Origin of the sequence: Salipiger mucosus DSM 16094, from assembly GCF_000442255.1 — a bacterium.
Taxonomy (GTDB): domain Bacteria; phylum Pseudomonadota; class Alphaproteobacteria; order Rhodobacterales; family Rhodobacteraceae; genus Salipiger; species Salipiger mucosus.
In genome coordinates this window covers 150,280-164,856 of the sequence record NZ_KE557277.1, presented here as the reverse complement: position 1 = coordinate 164,856, position 14,577 = coordinate 150,280, and the positions used below count along the sequence as shown (strand labels likewise).

The window sequence follows — 14,577 nt, the reverse complement described above, 5'->3', positions numbered from 1 at the left end:
TATTGTGCGAGCGTCTCCTCAGAGCCCGCACGGATCGTTTGAGTGCCGGCAGCGTAGTGCCGGGCGTGCCGGGACGGAATACCCAGAGTTACGGAAATCAGGGTCTTTTTCACCGGGTTTCCGCAGCGTCGCCTGCCCGCAGCGCCCCTTGGCCGGCGCATTCGGCTTTGCCTCGGCACGATTCGCGGCCTATTCCGGGGCATGCGCGACTGGCTGAACAGATGGCGACCGAGTTACGGGCAGAAGATGTTCCTTCTGGCCGCTCTGCCGCTCGTGCTGTCGGCCGCCGCGATCGCGGTTCTGGTCGCGCACCAGTCGCGCGCCCTTGCCGAACGCGAGATCGAGGGGCTGGAGCGCGAGCTGATCGCGGCCAAGAAGCAGGAGCTGCGAAACTACGTCACCCAGGCGCGCAACGGCTTCTACTTCATCTACGGCGGCGCGGCACCCGACGACGAGCAGGCCAAGACCCGCGTCGCCCAGATCCTTGCGGCGATGATCTACGGCGACGACGGGTCTTTCTTTGTCTACGAATACGACGGCACCAACCTCGTCTCGCCGCGGCGCACCGAACTCATCAACCAGGACATGTCGGGCATGACCGACAGCGAGGGCACGCCGATCACCGACCGCCTGATCGAGATCGCGCGGCAGGGGTCGGGCTATCATTCCTACCTCTGGCCCAAGCCCTCGACCGGCGAGGAGGCGCGGATGATCACCTTCGTGCTGGGCTTCCAGGACTGGCAGTGGGCGGTGGGCACAGGCGTCTTCATCGACGACATTCTCGACACGGTGGCCACCAGCCGCGCCGAAGTGCAGTCCCGCATCCGGCGCACGTTTGTCTACATCGGGGCCATCACCCTCGTGGCGCTGCTGAGCGTCTTCCTCTCGGGGCTGTTCCTCAACATCCGCGAGCGGCGGCTGGCCGACGCCAAGCTCAAGGAACTGACGCAGCGCGTCTTCGACGCGCAGGAAGAGGAACGCGGCCGCGTCGCGCGCGAGCTGCACGACGGCATCAGCCAGATCCTCGTGGGCGTGAAATACGCGCTCGACATCGCGCGCCGCCGCGTCACGCGCGGCGATCCACGCTCGGTCGAGACGCTGGACCGCGGGCTCGAGAACCTCTCGGGCGCGATCCAGGAGGTGCGCCGCATCAGCCGCGACCTGCGACCGGGCGTGCTGGACGACCTCGGGCTCGGCCCCGCGCTCAAGGCGCTGACCGACGATTTCCGCGCCCGCACCGGGATCGAGGTGGCCTTCGAAACCGTGGTCTTCCGCAACCGGCTGGACCAGGAGGGGCGCATCGCGCTCTACCGCATCGCGCAGGAGGCCCTCACCAACGTCGAGCGGCATTCCGGCGCCAGCCGGGTCGAGATCGACCTGCGCGGGCACCGGAAGGGCGCGACCCTGCGGATCTCGGACAACGGCTGCGGCCTGGCACGCAGCGCCGGCGGAGGTGCGCCGGGTCCGGGCATCGGCCTGCGAAACATGCAGGAGCGCATGGAACAGCTCGGCGGCACGCTGCGGATCTTGTCGTCGCGCGCGGGCACCGTTATCGAGGCGCAGATCCCGCTTTCGCACCTGCTGCCGCCGGAGCGGCGCGGCGAACCGATATCGAAGGCCCAGGCATGAGCGATCACCCTGCCCCCACTCGCGTCGTCGTCGTCGACGACCACCCACTCGTCGCCGAGGGCATCGAGGCGATCCTCGAGGGCTATCCGGATCTCGACGTGCTGGCGACGCTCTCGGACGGTCAGGCGATCATCGACCGGCTCGATGAACTGGCACCCGACGTGGTGCTGATGGATCTGAACATGCCCGGGCTGGGCGGTCTCTCGGCAACCGAGATGATCCGCGAACGCCGCCCGGCCACGCGGGTGCTGGTGCTGTCGATGCACGACTCGCCGGAATACGTCGCCAACGCGCTCAGCCACGGCGCCTGCGGCTACGTGCTCAAGGACGTGCCCACCGACGAGATCAAGCGCGCCATCGACAGCGTCATGGCGGGCGAGCGCTACCTTTGCACCGGCGCCGAGGGCGCGCTCCAGCCCGTGCTCTCGGGCGGCCGCGAGCAGCTCACCAACCGCGAACAGACGATCCTGCTGCAGCTGGCCCAGGGCAAATCGAACAAGGCGGTGGCGCAGGCGCTCGACATCTCGGTGCGCACGGTCGAGACGCACCGCAAGAACATCAAGCGAAAGCTGGGCATCAGCTCGACCGCCGGGCTGACGCGCTACGCGCTGGAACACGGCGTGCTTCAGGGCACCGGCGTCAACGGCTGAGGCCAGGCGGCCTCGCGCCTCCGCCGTGGCGTGCTTGGTCCAGGCGGCCCCGGCGCGCCCAGTCCAGCGCATCCTCCAGCCGGTCGTCGCCCCAGAAAACCTCCTCCCCGACGACAAAGCTCGGCGCGCCAAAGACGCCGAGGTCCATTGCCTCGGCGGTCGCCTCTTGCAGGCGCGCCTCGATGTCCGGTGTGCCCGCCTCGCGGATCACCGTTTCCGGGTCGAGCCCGATCTCGGCCAGGCTCTCGGACAGGTTCGGCTCCTCGCCCGCGGGCTGCCCCGCCTCGAACCAGCGACGGTAGGTGGCGCGGGTGTAGTCCGCGACCCATCCCTGCTGCGCGCCGAGCGTCGCGACCCGGTTCGCGAAGACCAGCTCCGCCAGTGGATAGGGCGCCGGAAGTCGCGGCGACAAACCGTAGCGCGGCGCGCGGCGTTCGATGTCGCGCCACATGTAGGCGGCCTTCACGGGCTTGTCCTTGAAGGGCACGTTGTTCTGCGTGACCATGACGTGCCGCACGTCGAAGGGCCGCCAGCGCACCTCGGCGCCGGCTTCCTGCGCCACGTCCTCGATACGCATGACTGTCAGGTAGCTGTAGGTGCTGCCGATGGAAAACCAGAACTCAATGACCACGCGCGGTCCTCCGTCTGCCATGCCGTTGCGACAAGTCTACACGATTGCGAGCTGTGGTCGGCGGGAAATGCCCGGCCCTCCGGCGCGCATTGCCGCTGTCGCCCGTCAGATGAGCGAGCCGGTCTCCACCGCGCCATGCTCCTGCGAGGCCGACGCCGGGACAACCTGCGGCGCGGCATCCTGCGCCGACGCCGAGTCATGCGCCGCCTGCCAGGCCCCCAGAAGGTGCACCGCGGCCATGGCCGCCACGAGGATGGCCGCCTTGGGCAGCCCGAAGCCGGTCCTGCGTCTGCGAATGGGCATGTCGTCCTCCTGTCCCGAAGTGAACCGTCGGGTTCAGATTGCCGCGAGGCCATGTTTCACGCAAGTCACGAAGTCGCGCGCGACAGCGTGATCCTGCCCACGACGAGCACTCAACTTTCCGAAAATGTCAGCCCGAGGCGGCCGGAAGCAACTTTCGGAAAGATTTTGCCCGGTTTCCGGAGCTTTTTCCGGCCAAGCGAGGTTGACGCCCCGGCGGCGCCGTCATAATGTCCGCCCCGCAGACGAAGGAGTCCCTCAGGTGGCACGCATTGTACTGATCGTAGGACCTTGGCGCATGGGCCGGTAGACCGGACACCATAACGGTACCCCATGCGCCCCCGACCAGCTCGGGGGCTTTTTTGTGCGCAACGCGAAACACGGACGTCGTAAACGGAGACACGGCATGACACGTCAGATGACAGGCGCGAAGATGGTGGTTCAGGCCCTGAGAGACCAGGGTGTGGACACGGTATTCGGCTACCCCGGCGGCGCCGTGCTACCGATTTACGACGAGGTCTTTCAGCAGAACGACATCCGCCACATCCTGGTGCGCCACGAACAGGGCGCGATCCATGCGGCCGAGGGCTATGCCCGCGCCACCGGCAAGCCGGGCGTCGCGCTCGTGACCTCGGGGCCCGGCGCGACCAACGCGGTCACCGGGCTGACGGATGCGCTGATGGACTCGATCCCGATCATCGTCCTCTCGGGACAGGTCCCGACCTTCATGATCGGCTCGGACGCCTTCCAGGAGGCCGATACAGTCGGCATCACCCGTCCCTGCACCAAGCACAACTGGCTGGTGAAGGACACCGAGAAGCTTGCGACCACGATCCACCAGGCCTTCCATGTCGCCACCGCCGGCCGTCCCGGCCCGGTGCTCGTCGACATTCCCAAGGACGTGCAGTTCGCCTCGGCGGCCTACACGCCCAAGCCCAAGGCGCCGCTGGGTCACTACCAGCCGCAGGTCAAGGGCGACATGGAGACGATCACCCAGCTGGTCGAGGCCATCGAGACCGCCGAGCGCCCGGTGTTCTATACCGGCGGCGGCGTGATCAACTCGGGCCCCGCCGCCAGCCAGCTCCTGCGCGAGCTGGTCGAGGCCACGGGCGTGCCGATCACCTCGACGCTCATGGGCCTCGGCGCCTACCCGGCCTCGGGAAAGAACTGGCTGGGCATGCTGGGGATGCACGGGCTCTACGAGGCCAACCTCGCGATGCATGGCTGCGACCTGATGATCAACATCGGCGCGCGCTTCGACGACCGGATCACCGGCCGGCTCGATGCCTTCTCGCCGAAGTCGAAGAAGGCGCATATCGACATCGACCCGAGCTCGATCAACAAGGTGATCAAGACCGACTACCCCATCGTGGGCGACGTTGGCCACGTGCTCGAGGACGTGCTCAAGGTCTGGAAGGCGCGCGGCCGCAAGGTCAACCGCGAGGGGCTGGCCAAGTGGTGGCGCCAGATCGAGGAGTGGCGCCAGAAGGACTGCCTGAGCTTCAAGCCCTCCGAGACCACGATCAAGCCGCAGCACGCGCTGCAGCGGCTCGAGGCCCTGACCAAGGGGCACGACCGCTACATCACCACCGAAGTCGGTCAGCACCAGATGTGGGCCGCGCAGTACCTCGGTTTCGAGGATCCCAACCGTTGGATGACCTCCGGTGGCCTCGGCACCATGGGCTACGGCTTCCCGGCCTCGATCGGCGTGCAGGTGGCGCACCCGGACTCGCTGGTCATCAACGTCGCAGGCGAGGCGAGCTGGCTCATGAACATGCAGGAGATGGGCACCGCGGTGCAGTTCCGCCTGCCGGTCAAGCAGTTCATCCTCAACAACGAGCGGCTGGGCATGGTGCGCCAGTGGCAGCAGCTGCTGCACGGCGAGCGCTACTCGCACTCCTGGTCCGAGGCCCTGCCCGACTTCGTGAAGCTGGCCGAGGCCTTCGGCGCCAAGGGCATCATCTGCAAGGACCCGGCGGACTTGGACGACGCGATCATGGAGATGATCGAGCACGACGGCCCGGTGATCTTCGACTGCCTCGTCGAGAAGCACGAGAACTGCTTCCCGATGATCCCGTCGGGCGAGCCGCACAACAAGATGCTGCTGGGCGACGCCAAGGCCACCGACGCCATCGCCGGCAAGGGCGCGGTGCTCGTCTGAGATGGCGCGCGCAGAATTCTCGCAAGAGAATTCTGCGGCCCTCGCCTCCAACTTCCTGCGCGGAATTTTCGCCCGGAAATTCCGCGCATCCCACCGGAAAGGACAGCCGATGTCGGCGCTACAGATCAAGAAGGGCTCGAGCAAGCATTCGGCCTACAACCTCCGCCCCACCTTCTCGGACGTGCAGGAAACCCACACGATCACCGTGCTGGTGGAGAACGAACCCGGCGTGCTGGCCCGGGTCATCGGCCTCTTCTCGGGCCGCGGCTACAACATCGACAGCCTCACCGTGGCCGAGGTCGACCCCGAGGGGCACCTGTCGCGCATCACCATCGTGACCACCGGCACGCCGCAGGTGATCGAGCAGATCAAGGCGCAGCTGGGCCGCATCGTGCCGGTTCACGACGTGCACGACCTCACCGCCGAGGGCAGCTCGGTCGAGCGGGAACTGGCGCTGATGAAGGTCTCGGGCACCGGGGACAAGCGCGTCGAGGCGCTGCGCCTCGCCGACATCTTCCGCGCCAACGTGGTCGACAGCACGCTCTCGAGCTTCATCTTCCAGCTCACCGGCAGCCCGGAAAAGATCGACGCCTTCGCCGACCTGATGCGCCCGCTCGGGCTCATCCAGGTGGCGCGCACCGGCGTCGCCGCCCTCTCGCGCGGCGATACCTGAGCCTGTTCCGGCCCGTCCGGGCGCGCGCTCAGGCGGGCTGCGCGGCCGGGCGGACCGCATCGGGACGGAAGCCTTGGCGTGCAGCGCCAAGACCGTCGAACCGCCGCGCGATCAGCGGCTCGGGGTTGCGAGCGCGCCGTAGCCCTGCCTCCTGAGACACGTCGAAGGCCACGAGGTCGCCGGCTTCCGGAAGGGCCTCCGCAGGTCCCGCCAGATCCTCCTCCTCGCAAAGCGCCAGGTCGCCCTGATCCTCGCACCAGATGACCGCCTTCGGCGCCATCCGGTCGATCCAGAGGACGACGCCGTACATCTTCCGCGCCATCGGTATTCCCCCTCGCCACTCCCTTTGGCTGAGCTTGACGCATTTTGGCGTCAAGGCCGATCCATGCAACCGCCTCCGGCGCTTGCGTTTTGTGTCGGATGCGCCCAAAATTGTCGCTACTTCGCAGCAAGTCTGATGCTAACTGGCGTCAACTCGGGGAAGACAGGCGCAAGAGACCGCATAGTCGGTTCGACTCAACAGCACGGAACGAACGAATGAAGACCATGCCACAGCCAGCCGAGGTCCAGCGAAGGCAATCAGGACAGCGCAGCAAGACACAGCCGAACCCGGCCGAGCTGCGGGGCATCTTCGGTGCCAACCTGCGACAACTTTCGCAAAGCGCCGTGTCGATCTCGGCGCTTTGCCGCGACCTCGGCATCAACCGGACACAGTTCAACCGCTACCTCGCGAGCGAGAGCTTTCCCCGGCCCGACATCCTGCATCGCATCTGCGCTTTCTTCGGTGTCGATGCGCGCATCCTGCTCGAACCGGTCGAGGATCTCCGCAACAAGCCGGGCAGCCTGCTGACGCATCCATACGTCGCCGATTTCCTCGGCCCCAGCCTCACGGAGCTGTCGGAAGAGGATTTTCCTTCCGGCTTCTACCGCTTCTCTCGCGGCTCCTTTACCGACGAAACCCGCTTCGTGGTGGGTCTCGCGCTTGTCACTCGCGACGGCGGGCGAACGTTCCTGCGCGGGCTCGAACCGAAGGAGTCCATGGCCCACCTCGACATGCCGGCCAATGCGCGCAACCGGGAATACCGCGGCGTGGTTCTGCCCCAGGCCGAAGGCATCGCGGCCCTGGTCAGCCGGCGCGAGTCCGCCACGACCTCCTTCAACTACCTCTCGAGAGTCTCGACTCTCTCGAACCACTTTTTCGCCGGGTACAGCGTGCGCACTGCCCCGGAAGGCATCACCGGGCGCCGGGCGACACGTATGGTCTTCGAGCATCTCGGGCACGACACCGGGCGCGTTCTCGCCGCTGCGCGCACGAGCGGCTTTCGCGCCGCCGAAGAGCTCGTGCCCTTCCACCGTCAGCAATTGCGTCTCGACCAGCCTTTCGCCTGAACGGGCCAGTGAGCGATGCTTCGCTTCAGACCTTCTGAGCTGCCGCCGGCTGTGGCACGCGGTCGGCGCCCGCGGGCCGTGAAAGCAGGTCGTAGAGGTGCCACGTCGCATGCCCCAGCACCGGCAGGGTCACGAAGAGCCCCAGAAAGGCCGGCAGCATCGAAACGAGCGTCGCCACCGCGATGAAAGCGCCCCAGCCCAGCATCGGCAGCGGGTGAGCCGCCACGTACTGGAACGAGGTGATCATCGCGGTCACGAAATCCACCTCGCGGTCCAGCAGCAGTGGCAGCGCCAGCACCGTGATCATGTAGAGCAGCGTCGCGAAGCCCGCCCCGACCAGCGTGCCCATGCCCAGCATCGCCAGCCCGTTCGGCGTGAGGTAGACCTCGAAGCTGGACGAGACGTTGGTCATCGGGGCCAGCCCCAGGAACAGGGCAAAGATCATGTGCGCTATGAAGAACCAGAACAGGAAGACGATCACGATCACCGCGCAGATCGACGGAAGCTGCCGCCGCGACTGCCGCAGGATCACCGAGAAGACCTGCATCCAGTCCAGTGGTCGGCCGTATTCCAGACGCCGGCTGAGATCATAGAACCCGACGGCGGCGAAGGGGCCGATCAGCGGAAAGCCGATCGCCGCGAGAACCAGCCAGTAGCTCTGGCCCGTCGCGAGGGTGATCCAGGTCATCAGCAGGCCGGCCGCGACGTAGACCCCGGCGAAGACCAGCGCGTACCCCGGCGTGCGGCGCCAGTCGGCCAGCCCTCGGCGCAGCGCTTCCTTCATGATCGCGAGATCGACATCCCGCAGTGCGGGTACCCCCAGTTGCGGCGTCTCCGGCATGACCCGGCCTCCCCTCTGCCTGCCCGGAACATATCCTATCCCCGGAATGCGGGGGGCTGGCAAGTCCCGGGCGGCCGGGCGGCCCGGATCAGTCGTCGTCGCGGGCGTCGGCGCGGGACTTGCCCGTGGCCTGCTGCGCGAGCGTCGCCGCCATGAAAGGATCGAGATCGCCATCCAGCACGCCCTGCGTGTCCGAGGTCTCGTGCGCGGTGCGCAGGTCCTTCACCATCTGGTAGGGCTGCAGCACGTAGGACCGGATCTGGTTGCCCCAGCCGGCGCTGCCCTTGGCCTCGTGCGCCTCGTTGATGGCGGCGTGCCGCTTGTCGAGTTCCTGCTGGTAGAGCCGCGATTTCAGCGCCTTCATGGCGATGTCGCGGTTCTGGTGCTGCGACTTCTCCGAGCTGGTCACGACGATGCCGGTGGGCACGTGGGTGATCCGCACCGCCGAGTCGGTGGTGTTCACGTGCTGGCCGCCCGCGCCCGAGGACCGGTAGGTGTCGACCCGGATGTCGGCCGGGTTGACCTCGATCTCGATGTTGTCGTCCACCACCGGGTAGACCCAGACCGAGGCGAAGGAGGTCTCGCGCGTGCCCTTCCCGAAAGGCGAGATCCGCACCAGCCGGTGCACGCCGCTCTCGGACTTCAGCCAACCGTAGGCGTTGGGGCCGGAAATCTTGTAGGCCACCGACTTGATGCCCGCCTCGGCGCCCGCCTCCTCCGACTGCAGTTCGACCTCGTAGCCGCGCTTTTCCGCCCAGCGGACGTACATCCGCTGCAGCATCGCGGCCCAGTCGCAGGCCTCGGTGCCACCGGCGCCCGCGTTGATCTCGAGGAAGGTGTCGTTGCCGTCCGCCTCGCCATCGAGCAGCGCCTCGAGCTCCTTCTTGGCCGCGGTCTCCTGTAACGCCTTCAGCGCGCTCTCCGCTTCCGAGACGACCTCCTCGTCTTCCTCCATCTCGCCCAGCTCGATCAGCTCGACCTGGTCGGACATCTCCTGCTTGATGGAGGTGTAAGTCTCCATGGCATCGACCAGCTGCTGCCGGTCGCGCATGAGCTTCTGCGCCGCCTGCGGGTCGTCCCAGAGGTTGGGGTCCTCGACACGGGCGTTGAACTCCTCGAGCCGGTGCGGCGCCGTCTCCCAGTCGAGCCGCTGACCCAGCAGGTCCAGCGATTTCTCGATCTTCTCGACGGTGTTCTGGGTCTCGGCGCGCATGGCAGTGTCCTGGGGTCTGGTCGTCGGTCAGAGGGACATAAACCAGCACCGGCGCCCCTTCAAGCGCGCCCGCACCGAGGCGCCGCCGCGGCTCCTACTCCCAGGGAGCTTGCTCGTCCGTCAGCACCCGGCCAAAGACGTTCTCGCGATGCCAGCGCAAGTTCTCCGGGTGCGGCGCGTCGCGCGGATCGCGCGGCAGGCAGAGCCGCTGGTTCGGCCGGAGCAACCTGTCGACCACCTCCCCCAGCACCTTGTTGCGCGACACGAGGATGGTCTCGCAATCCTCGGCGACAGAGATCAGGCCCCGATCGAACATCCAGTGCAGGGTCCCCGAAAGCGCCAGGCCGTTACGCACCGAGTCGCTGCCCTTTTGCTCCACCGGCTTGATATGTGCCGCCTGGACCTCCGGGCGTCCGCCCCCGTTGCGCAACCGCAGCCCCGACATGGCACAGCGGTAGTCATAGGCCTCGTACCTTCCGGCGAAAGGCCACGTCGCGATAGGGGCGCCGGGTGAGCCGTTCGAGCACCGGCCGCTCGAAGGGCACCCCCTCGTCGTCGAACTCCGATGCGGTGGGATCATGGCGCGTCGCCTCGCGCCGCTCGAGGTCCTGCGGCAGGCCCAGTCCGACGATGCGGGCGAACTCCGCTTCGGGCAGCCGCCGCACGGCGCGCTGAACCGCACCGCCGGTCTTCGGTGTGCCATCCGTCTCGCTCAAAGCCGATTCCAGCGGCCGCCCCTCCAGGAGGCGCGGCACCTCGCTGTCGAACGGCAGGAAACTTCCCGGCTCGATCATGGCCAGGAACCGCCCCTCCTCGCCGGGCTTGGCTTCCACGCTCTCGATCTTCGCCACCGCGAAATAGCCGCGCGGGCCGGCCTTCACGGGCTCGTAGTAGATCGCCCAGTCACCGACGCCCTCGCGGACCGCCTTCAGGTAGGAGCGCGGAAAATCGTAAACGACGTCAGGCTCATCCTCGTAGATCGAGTCGGCCTTGTGCAAGAGAACCAGCTTGACCATTGCCCCAGGAAAACGCGTCAGCGGGAAATGGCAAGCGTTTCCGGGGACGACACCGCGCATCACCCCAGCAGGCATGCTCCGCGCAACAACGCAATGCGTGACGGCAGGCAGAGCCCGTGCCACCAAGCATCTTCTGGCCACAAATATCCCGGGGTGAATGCGGCGCAGCCGCAGAGGGGCAGAGCCCCTCCGCCCGCGCGATCAGTACAAGCCGCCCGAGCTGAGCGTACCGAAGCTCGCCTTCGGCCCCACAGTGGCCTTGCGCCCCGTAGAGGTGGTGACCTCACGCGAGCGTGTCGAGCCGTCCGGCTGGATCACGTCGAAGTTGCCCGACATCGCCCAGCCGCCGTCGAGCTGCACGCCGAACATGGGCTCCTCGCCGAGGCGGAAGCATTCCGACACCACGTTGGGCCCCGAGGCACTGTCGGACAGGCGCGCGCCGGTGAAGCGGTCGATCTTGATGAACTGGCAGGCCTCGGGCACCTTGAAGGGCCCGCCGCCGAACTTCTGCACCGCCTTGGTCATGAAGCGCTGGAACACCGGGCCGCACATCGAGGCGCCGTAGGCGCCGCGGCCCAGCGGGCGCGGATTGTCGTAGCCGATGTAGCAGCCGGCCACGATGTTCGAGGTGAAGCCGATGAACCAGACATCCTTGGCGTCGTTGGTGGTGCCGGTCTTGCCCGCCGTGGGCACCGGCAGGTCGACCACGCCCGAGGCGGTGCCGCGCTTCACCACGCCCTGCATCATCGAGGTGAGCTGGTAGGCGGTCACCCCGTCCATGATCCGGTCGCGGTTGTTGCGGATCGTCGGCCCCTGCCCCGGCGGCAGGTTCGGGTCGTCACAGTTGATGCAGACCCGCTCGTTGCCGCGCTCGGCCTCGTGGTTGTAGACCGTGCGGCCGTAACGGTCCTGCACCCGGTCGACCAGCGTGGGCTCGACCCGCTCGCCCCCGTTGGCGAACATGGCGTAGGCCGAGATCATCTTGAAGAGCGTCGTCTCGTCCGCGCCGAGCGCGTTGGCCAGCACCCGGCCCATGTTGTCGTAGACCCCGAAGCGCTCGGCGTAGCGGCCGACGGTGTCCATGCCGATCTCCTGCGCGAGGCGGATCGTCATGAGGTTCCGCGACTGCTCGATCCCGGTGCGCAGCGGCGTCGGGCCGTAGTAGGTGTTGGACGAGTTCTTGGGCCGCCAGACACCCTGCGGGGTGTCGATCTCGATCGGTGCGTCGATGACGATCGTCGAAGGCGCGTACCCCGAATCCAGCGCCGATGCGTAGACGAAGGGCTTGAAGGACGAGCCCGGCTGGCGCTGCGCCTGGGTCGCGCGGTTGAAGACCGAGTTCTGGTAGGAAAAGCCGCCCTGCATGGCCAGCACGCGGCCGGTGTTGACGTCCATCGCCATGAAGCCGCCCTGCACCTTGGGCACCTGCCGCAGGGTCCAGCGGATGAAGCTGCCGTCGCTGTCGGTGATCATCTCGCGCACGTGCACGACGTCGCCGGGCTCGAAGTTGTCGCGGAAGCTGCCGCGCACCCAGGAGATGTCGTCGCGCGGCACGGTGTTGCCGCGCGGATCGTCCACGGGCACACCCTCGATCCCCAACCGCATCTGCTGGTCGCCGACCTCGAGCACCACCGCCGGGCGCCACTGGCTCTCGAGCATCACGTCGCGCGCCACGCGCACGTCGGAGAGCGCCTCGCGCCAGGCCTCTTCCGAGACCAGCGCCTCCTGCGGGATCGACTTTCCGGTGCCGTGCCAGCGGCCGAGGCCACGGTCGTATTGCTCGAGCGCAATGCGCAGGCTCTCGGCGGCCTCTTCCTGCATCTCGGGGTCGAGCGTTGCGCGCACCGAAAGGCCCCCGGAGAAGAACTCCCCCTCGCCGAAGTCCTGCGTCAGCTGGCGGCGGATCTCGTCGGTGAAATAGTCACGCGGCGGCAGCGAGTTCTGGTAGGGCTCGAAGTCGCCCCCCTGCACCGAGCGCAGCGGCTGCGAGAGCTCCTGCTTGAAGGTCGCCTCGTCGATGTAGCCGTTCTCTTCCATCTCGCGCAGCACGTAGTTGCGCCGCGCCAGAAGGCGGTCGGCGTTGCGCACCGGGTGGAAGTCGGAGGGCGCCTTGGGCATCGAGGCGAGGAAGGCCGCCTCGTGCGGGGCAAGCTCCGTGAGCGTCTTGTTGAAATAGACCTGCGCGGCGGCGGTGACGCCGTAGGAGTTCTGCCCGAGGAAGATCTCGTTGAGGTAGAGCTCGAGGATCTTGTCCTTCGACAGCGTCTCCTCAAGGCGCGAGGCGAGGATGATTTCCTTGATCTTGCGCTCGGCCCGGCGGTCGCCCGAGAGCAGGAAGTTCTTCATCACCTGCTGCGTGATGGTCGAGGCACCGCGCACGTTCTGTCCGCGCGAGCGGACGGCCTCGAAGCCGGCGGCGGCGATGCCGCGCAGATCGTAGCCCTGGTGCTGGTAGAAGTTCTTGTCCTCGGCCGAGATGAAGGCCTGCTTCACGAGGTCGGGGATCTGGTCCGCCGGCGTGAAGAGACGGCGCTCCTGCGCGAACTCGTCGATGATCCGGCCTTCCTGGCTGTAGATGCGGCTGATCGTCGGCGGCGTGTACTGCGCAAGGCTCTCGTGGCTCGGCAGGTCGCGGCCATAGATCCAGAAGACCGCGCCGATGCTCAGCGCGACCATCATGACCCCCAGCGTGGCGACGCTGAAGATGGCTCCGAAGAAGGAAAGAATGAACCGAGTCACGATGGACGTCCCTTGAGGTTGGCCTCCCCCATATACCGCGCGTGGGCACGGGTCAAAACACAAGCCCCCGTGAGGCGGCGGGCTACTGCCGCCGCAACCGGGCGAGTGCCGCATCCTCCAGCGCCCAGGCCGCGATCCCGTCGCGGATACCTGCGGCCATGCTGGCGCGCCATGCGGCGTCCTGGAGAAGCTCCAGGTCGCGTTCGGTCGACAGGAAGCCGACCTCGATCAGCACCGAGGGGATGTCGGCGGCCTTGAGCACGGAAAAGCCCGCGTGGCGCAGCGGGCGCTTGTGCACCGTGCCCACCGCGTTTCGGATACCGCCGACCAGCTCGCGCGCCAGCGCGCGGCTGCGCGGGGCGTTGTCGAGCCTTGCGAGGTCCAGCAGCACGTCTGCCACCCGGTCGTCGGTCGCGCTCAGGTCCAGCCCCGCGAGGATCTGGTCGCGGTCGTGCCGCTCGGCCAGTGCCGCCGAGGCCGCGTCGCTCGCCTCTTCGGCCAGCGTGTAGACCGTGGCGCCGTGCGCGGCCCCCTCCTCGATCGCATCGGCATGCAGCGAGACGAAGAGGTCTGCCCCGGCCTCGTGCGCGCGGGCCACGCGCGCCTCCAGGGAGACGAAGACGTCGGCGTCGCGGCTCAGCGTCACGTCGTAGCCGGCCCGGCGCAGCACGTCGCGCAGTTCGCGTGCGAGGGTCAGCATGATGTCGCTCTCGCGGACCCCCTCGCGCTGTGCGCCCGGGTCGATGCCGCCGTGGCCGGGGTCGAGCATGATCTTCAGCGGTGCCGCCGGGTCGCGCGCCGTGTCGGCGGCGCTGAGTTTCGGCGCGGGCAGATCCCAGCCCGGATCGCGTGGCGCGCCCGAGCGGCGGGCCATCTCCTGCGGGTCCGCCGTTGCAAGACGCATGTGCAACGCCGCACCGCCCGAGGCCTCGTCGACGCGCATACCCGCCTCGTCGATGACCATCGGCCGGGCGAGTTCCGCCACCAGCCGCGACCAGCCCTCGCGGAAGGCGCCCACGCGCAGCGCCGAGACCCCCTCGGCCAGGTCCATCGCGTCGGGATCGGCACCGTCCCAGTCCACTTCGCGGAAATCGACCACCAGGCGCGCGGGCTCGGTCAGCGTGTAGGCGCGCCACGGCACCCCCTGGCTGAGCGAGAGCGACAGCTCGGCCCCCTCGCCCGCATCGCGCAGCTCGCCGTCGACCAGGCGCGCGAGGCCGCCCATTTCCTGCGCGGAAACGGCCGTAGCGGCGAGCCACGCCGCCGCGATCCAATGAATGAGCCTGCTCATGCGCCTGCCACGCGAGTCGTTGTTTTGAGGCACGCTAGCATGCG

Annotated in this window: 14 protein-coding genes; 5 read left to right on the top strand and 9 right to left on the bottom strand. The window is 67.7% G+C overall.

Annotation, left to right across the window (positions count from 1 at the left end):
• The first annotated feature begins 246 nt into the window (after positions 1-246).
• Positions 247-1,629 carry a cache domain-containing protein gene (locus SALMUC_RS14700; protein WP_020038751.1) on the top strand — a complete coding sequence of 461 codons (1,383 nt, stop codon included), beginning with the start codon at positions 247-249 and terminating at the stop codon, positions 1,627-1,629.
• Positions 1,626-2,279 carry a response regulator transcription factor gene (locus SALMUC_RS14695; RefSeq protein ID WP_020038752.1) on the top strand — a complete coding sequence of 218 codons (654 nt, stop codon included), beginning with the start codon at positions 1,626-1,628 and terminating at the stop codon, positions 2,277-2,279. Before SALMUC_RS14700 ends, SALMUC_RS14695 begins: the two co-directional genes overlap by 4 nt.
• Here SALMUC_RS14695 and SALMUC_RS14690 read toward each other — a convergent pair.
• Both SALMUC_RS14690 and SALMUC_RS28295 read right to left on the bottom strand, forming a co-directional pair.
• Positions 2,269-2,910, bottom strand: coding sequence for a 2-hydroxychromene-2-carboxylate isomerase (locus tag SALMUC_RS14690; protein WP_020038753.1), 642 nt, complete (start codon positions 2,908-2,910; stop codon positions 2,269-2,271). The genes SALMUC_RS14695 and SALMUC_RS14690 overlap by 11 nt on opposite strands.
• 105 nt (positions 2,911-3,015) lie before the next feature.
• Positions 3,016-3,213: a hypothetical protein gene (locus SALMUC_RS28295; RefSeq protein WP_020038754.1), complete on the bottom strand. Its 198-nt coding sequence runs from the start codon at positions 3,211-3,213 to the stop codon at positions 3,016-3,018.
• 403 nt (positions 3,214-3,616) lie between these two features.
• On the opposite strand from SALMUC_RS28295, the gene SALMUC_RS14680 reads away from it, so the two are divergent.
• Both SALMUC_RS14680 and ilvN read left to right on the top strand, forming a co-directional pair.
• Positions 3,617-5,371, top strand: a complete 1,755-nt coding sequence (locus SALMUC_RS14680) for an acetolactate synthase 3 large subunit (protein ID WP_020038755.1) — start codon at positions 3,617-3,619, stop codon at positions 5,369-5,371.
• Positions 5,372-5,480: 109 nt separating this feature from the next.
• Positions 5,481-6,044: an acetolactate synthase small subunit gene (ilvN, locus tag SALMUC_RS14675; protein WP_020038756.1), complete on the top strand. Its 564-nt coding sequence runs from the start codon at positions 5,481-5,483 to the stop codon at positions 6,042-6,044.
• A 28-nt stretch (positions 6,045-6,072) separates the two neighbouring features.
• On the opposite strand, the gene SALMUC_RS14670 is transcribed toward ilvN, so the two are convergent.
• A complete protein-coding gene (locus SALMUC_RS14670) occupies positions 6,073-6,366 on the bottom strand; it encodes a hypothetical protein (protein ID WP_020038757.1) in 294 nt (97 codons plus the stop codon).
• A 215-nt stretch (positions 6,367-6,581) separates the two neighbouring features.
• Here SALMUC_RS14670 and SALMUC_RS14665 point away from each other — a divergent pair, with 215 nt between their 5' ends.
• A complete protein-coding gene (locus SALMUC_RS14665; protein WP_020038758.1) occupies positions 6,582-7,433 on the top strand; it encodes a helix-turn-helix domain-containing protein in 852 nt (283 codons plus the stop codon).
• A 25-nt stretch (positions 7,434-7,458) separates the two neighbouring features.
• Here SALMUC_RS14665 and SALMUC_RS14660 read toward each other — a convergent pair whose 3' ends face one another.
• From SALMUC_RS14660 to SALMUC_RS14640, 6 genes are all read right to left on the bottom strand, one after another.
• A complete protein-coding gene (locus SALMUC_RS14660; protein WP_020038759.1) occupies positions 7,459-8,274 on the bottom strand; it encodes a DUF2189 domain-containing protein in 816 nt (271 codons plus the stop codon).
• A gap of 88 nt (positions 8,275-8,362) precedes the next feature.
• On the bottom strand, positions 8,363-9,487 hold the full coding sequence (prfB, locus tag SALMUC_RS14655) for a peptide chain release factor 2 (protein ID WP_020038760.1): 1,125 nt from the start codon (positions 9,485-9,487) through the stop codon (positions 8,363-8,365).
• A 94-nt stretch (positions 9,488-9,581) separates the two neighbouring features.
• Positions 9,582-9,932 (bottom strand): HNH endonuclease, encoded by a 351-nt coding sequence (locus SALMUC_RS31160; protein WP_020038761.1) that lies wholly within the window; start codon positions 9,930-9,932, stop codon positions 9,582-9,584.
• Positions 9,933-9,945: 13 nt separating this feature from the next.
• Complete coding sequence (locus SALMUC_RS31155) at positions 9,946-10,485, bottom strand: hypothetical protein (RefSeq protein ID WP_245584708.1); 540 nt, start codon at positions 10,483-10,485, stop codon at positions 9,946-9,948.
• Positions 10,486-10,704: 219 nt separating this feature from the next.
• A complete protein-coding gene (locus tag SALMUC_RS14645; RefSeq protein WP_020038763.1) occupies positions 10,705-13,242 on the bottom strand; it encodes a penicillin-binding protein 1A in 2,538 nt (845 codons plus the stop codon).
• Between the two features lie 82 nt (positions 13,243-13,324).
• Positions 13,325-14,533 (bottom strand): N-acetylmuramoyl-L-alanine amidase, encoded by a 1,209-nt coding sequence (locus tag SALMUC_RS14640; RefSeq protein ID WP_037372018.1) that lies wholly within the window; start codon positions 14,531-14,533, stop codon positions 13,325-13,327.
• Between the last annotated feature and the right edge of the window lie 44 nt (positions 14,534-14,577).

What these genes read in the sequence shown, in the direction of transcription:
- SALMUC_RS14700 (WP_020038751.1), top strand. Translation starts at nt 247, where the DNA reads ATGTTCCTTCTGGCCGCTCTGCCGCTCGTGCTGTCGGCCGCCGCGATC.
- SALMUC_RS14695 (WP_020038752.1), top strand. Translation starts at nt 1,626, where the DNA reads ATGAGCGATCACCCTGCCCCCACTCGCGTCGTCGTCGTCGACGACCAC.
- SALMUC_RS28295 (WP_020038754.1), bottom strand. Translation starts at nt 3,213, where the DNA reads ATGCCCATTCGCAGACGCAGGACCGGCTTCGGGCTGCCCAAGGCGGCC.
- SALMUC_RS14680 (WP_020038755.1), top strand. Translation starts at nt 3,617, where the DNA reads ATGACACGTCAGATGACAGGCGCGAAGATGGTGGTTCAGGCCCTGAGA.
- ilvN (WP_020038756.1), top strand. Translation starts at nt 5,481, where the DNA reads ATGTCGGCGCTACAGATCAAGAAGGGCTCGAGCAAGCATTCGGCCTAC.
- SALMUC_RS14670 (WP_020038757.1), bottom strand. Translation starts at nt 6,366, where the DNA reads ATGGCGCGGAAGATGTACGGCGTCGTCCTCTGGATCGACCGGATGGCG.
- SALMUC_RS14665 (WP_020038758.1), top strand. Translation starts at nt 6,582, where the DNA reads ATGAAGACCATGCCACAGCCAGCCGAGGTCCAGCGAAGGCAATCAGGA.
- SALMUC_RS14660 (WP_020038759.1), bottom strand. Translation starts at nt 8,274, where the DNA reads ATGCCGGAGACGCCGCAACTGGGGGTACCCGCACTGCGGGATGTCGAT.
- prfB (WP_020038760.1), bottom strand. Translation starts at nt 9,487, where the DNA reads ATGCGCGCCGAGACCCAGAACACCGTCGAGAAGATCGAGAAATCGCTG.
- SALMUC_RS31160 (WP_020038761.1), bottom strand. Translation starts at nt 9,932, where the DNA reads ATGTCGGGGCTGCGGTTGCGCAACGGGGGCGGACGCCCGGAGGTCCAG.
- SALMUC_RS14640 (WP_037372018.1), bottom strand. Translation starts at nt 14,533, where the DNA reads ATGAGCAGGCTCATTCATTGGATCGCGGCGGCGTGGCTCGCCGCTACG.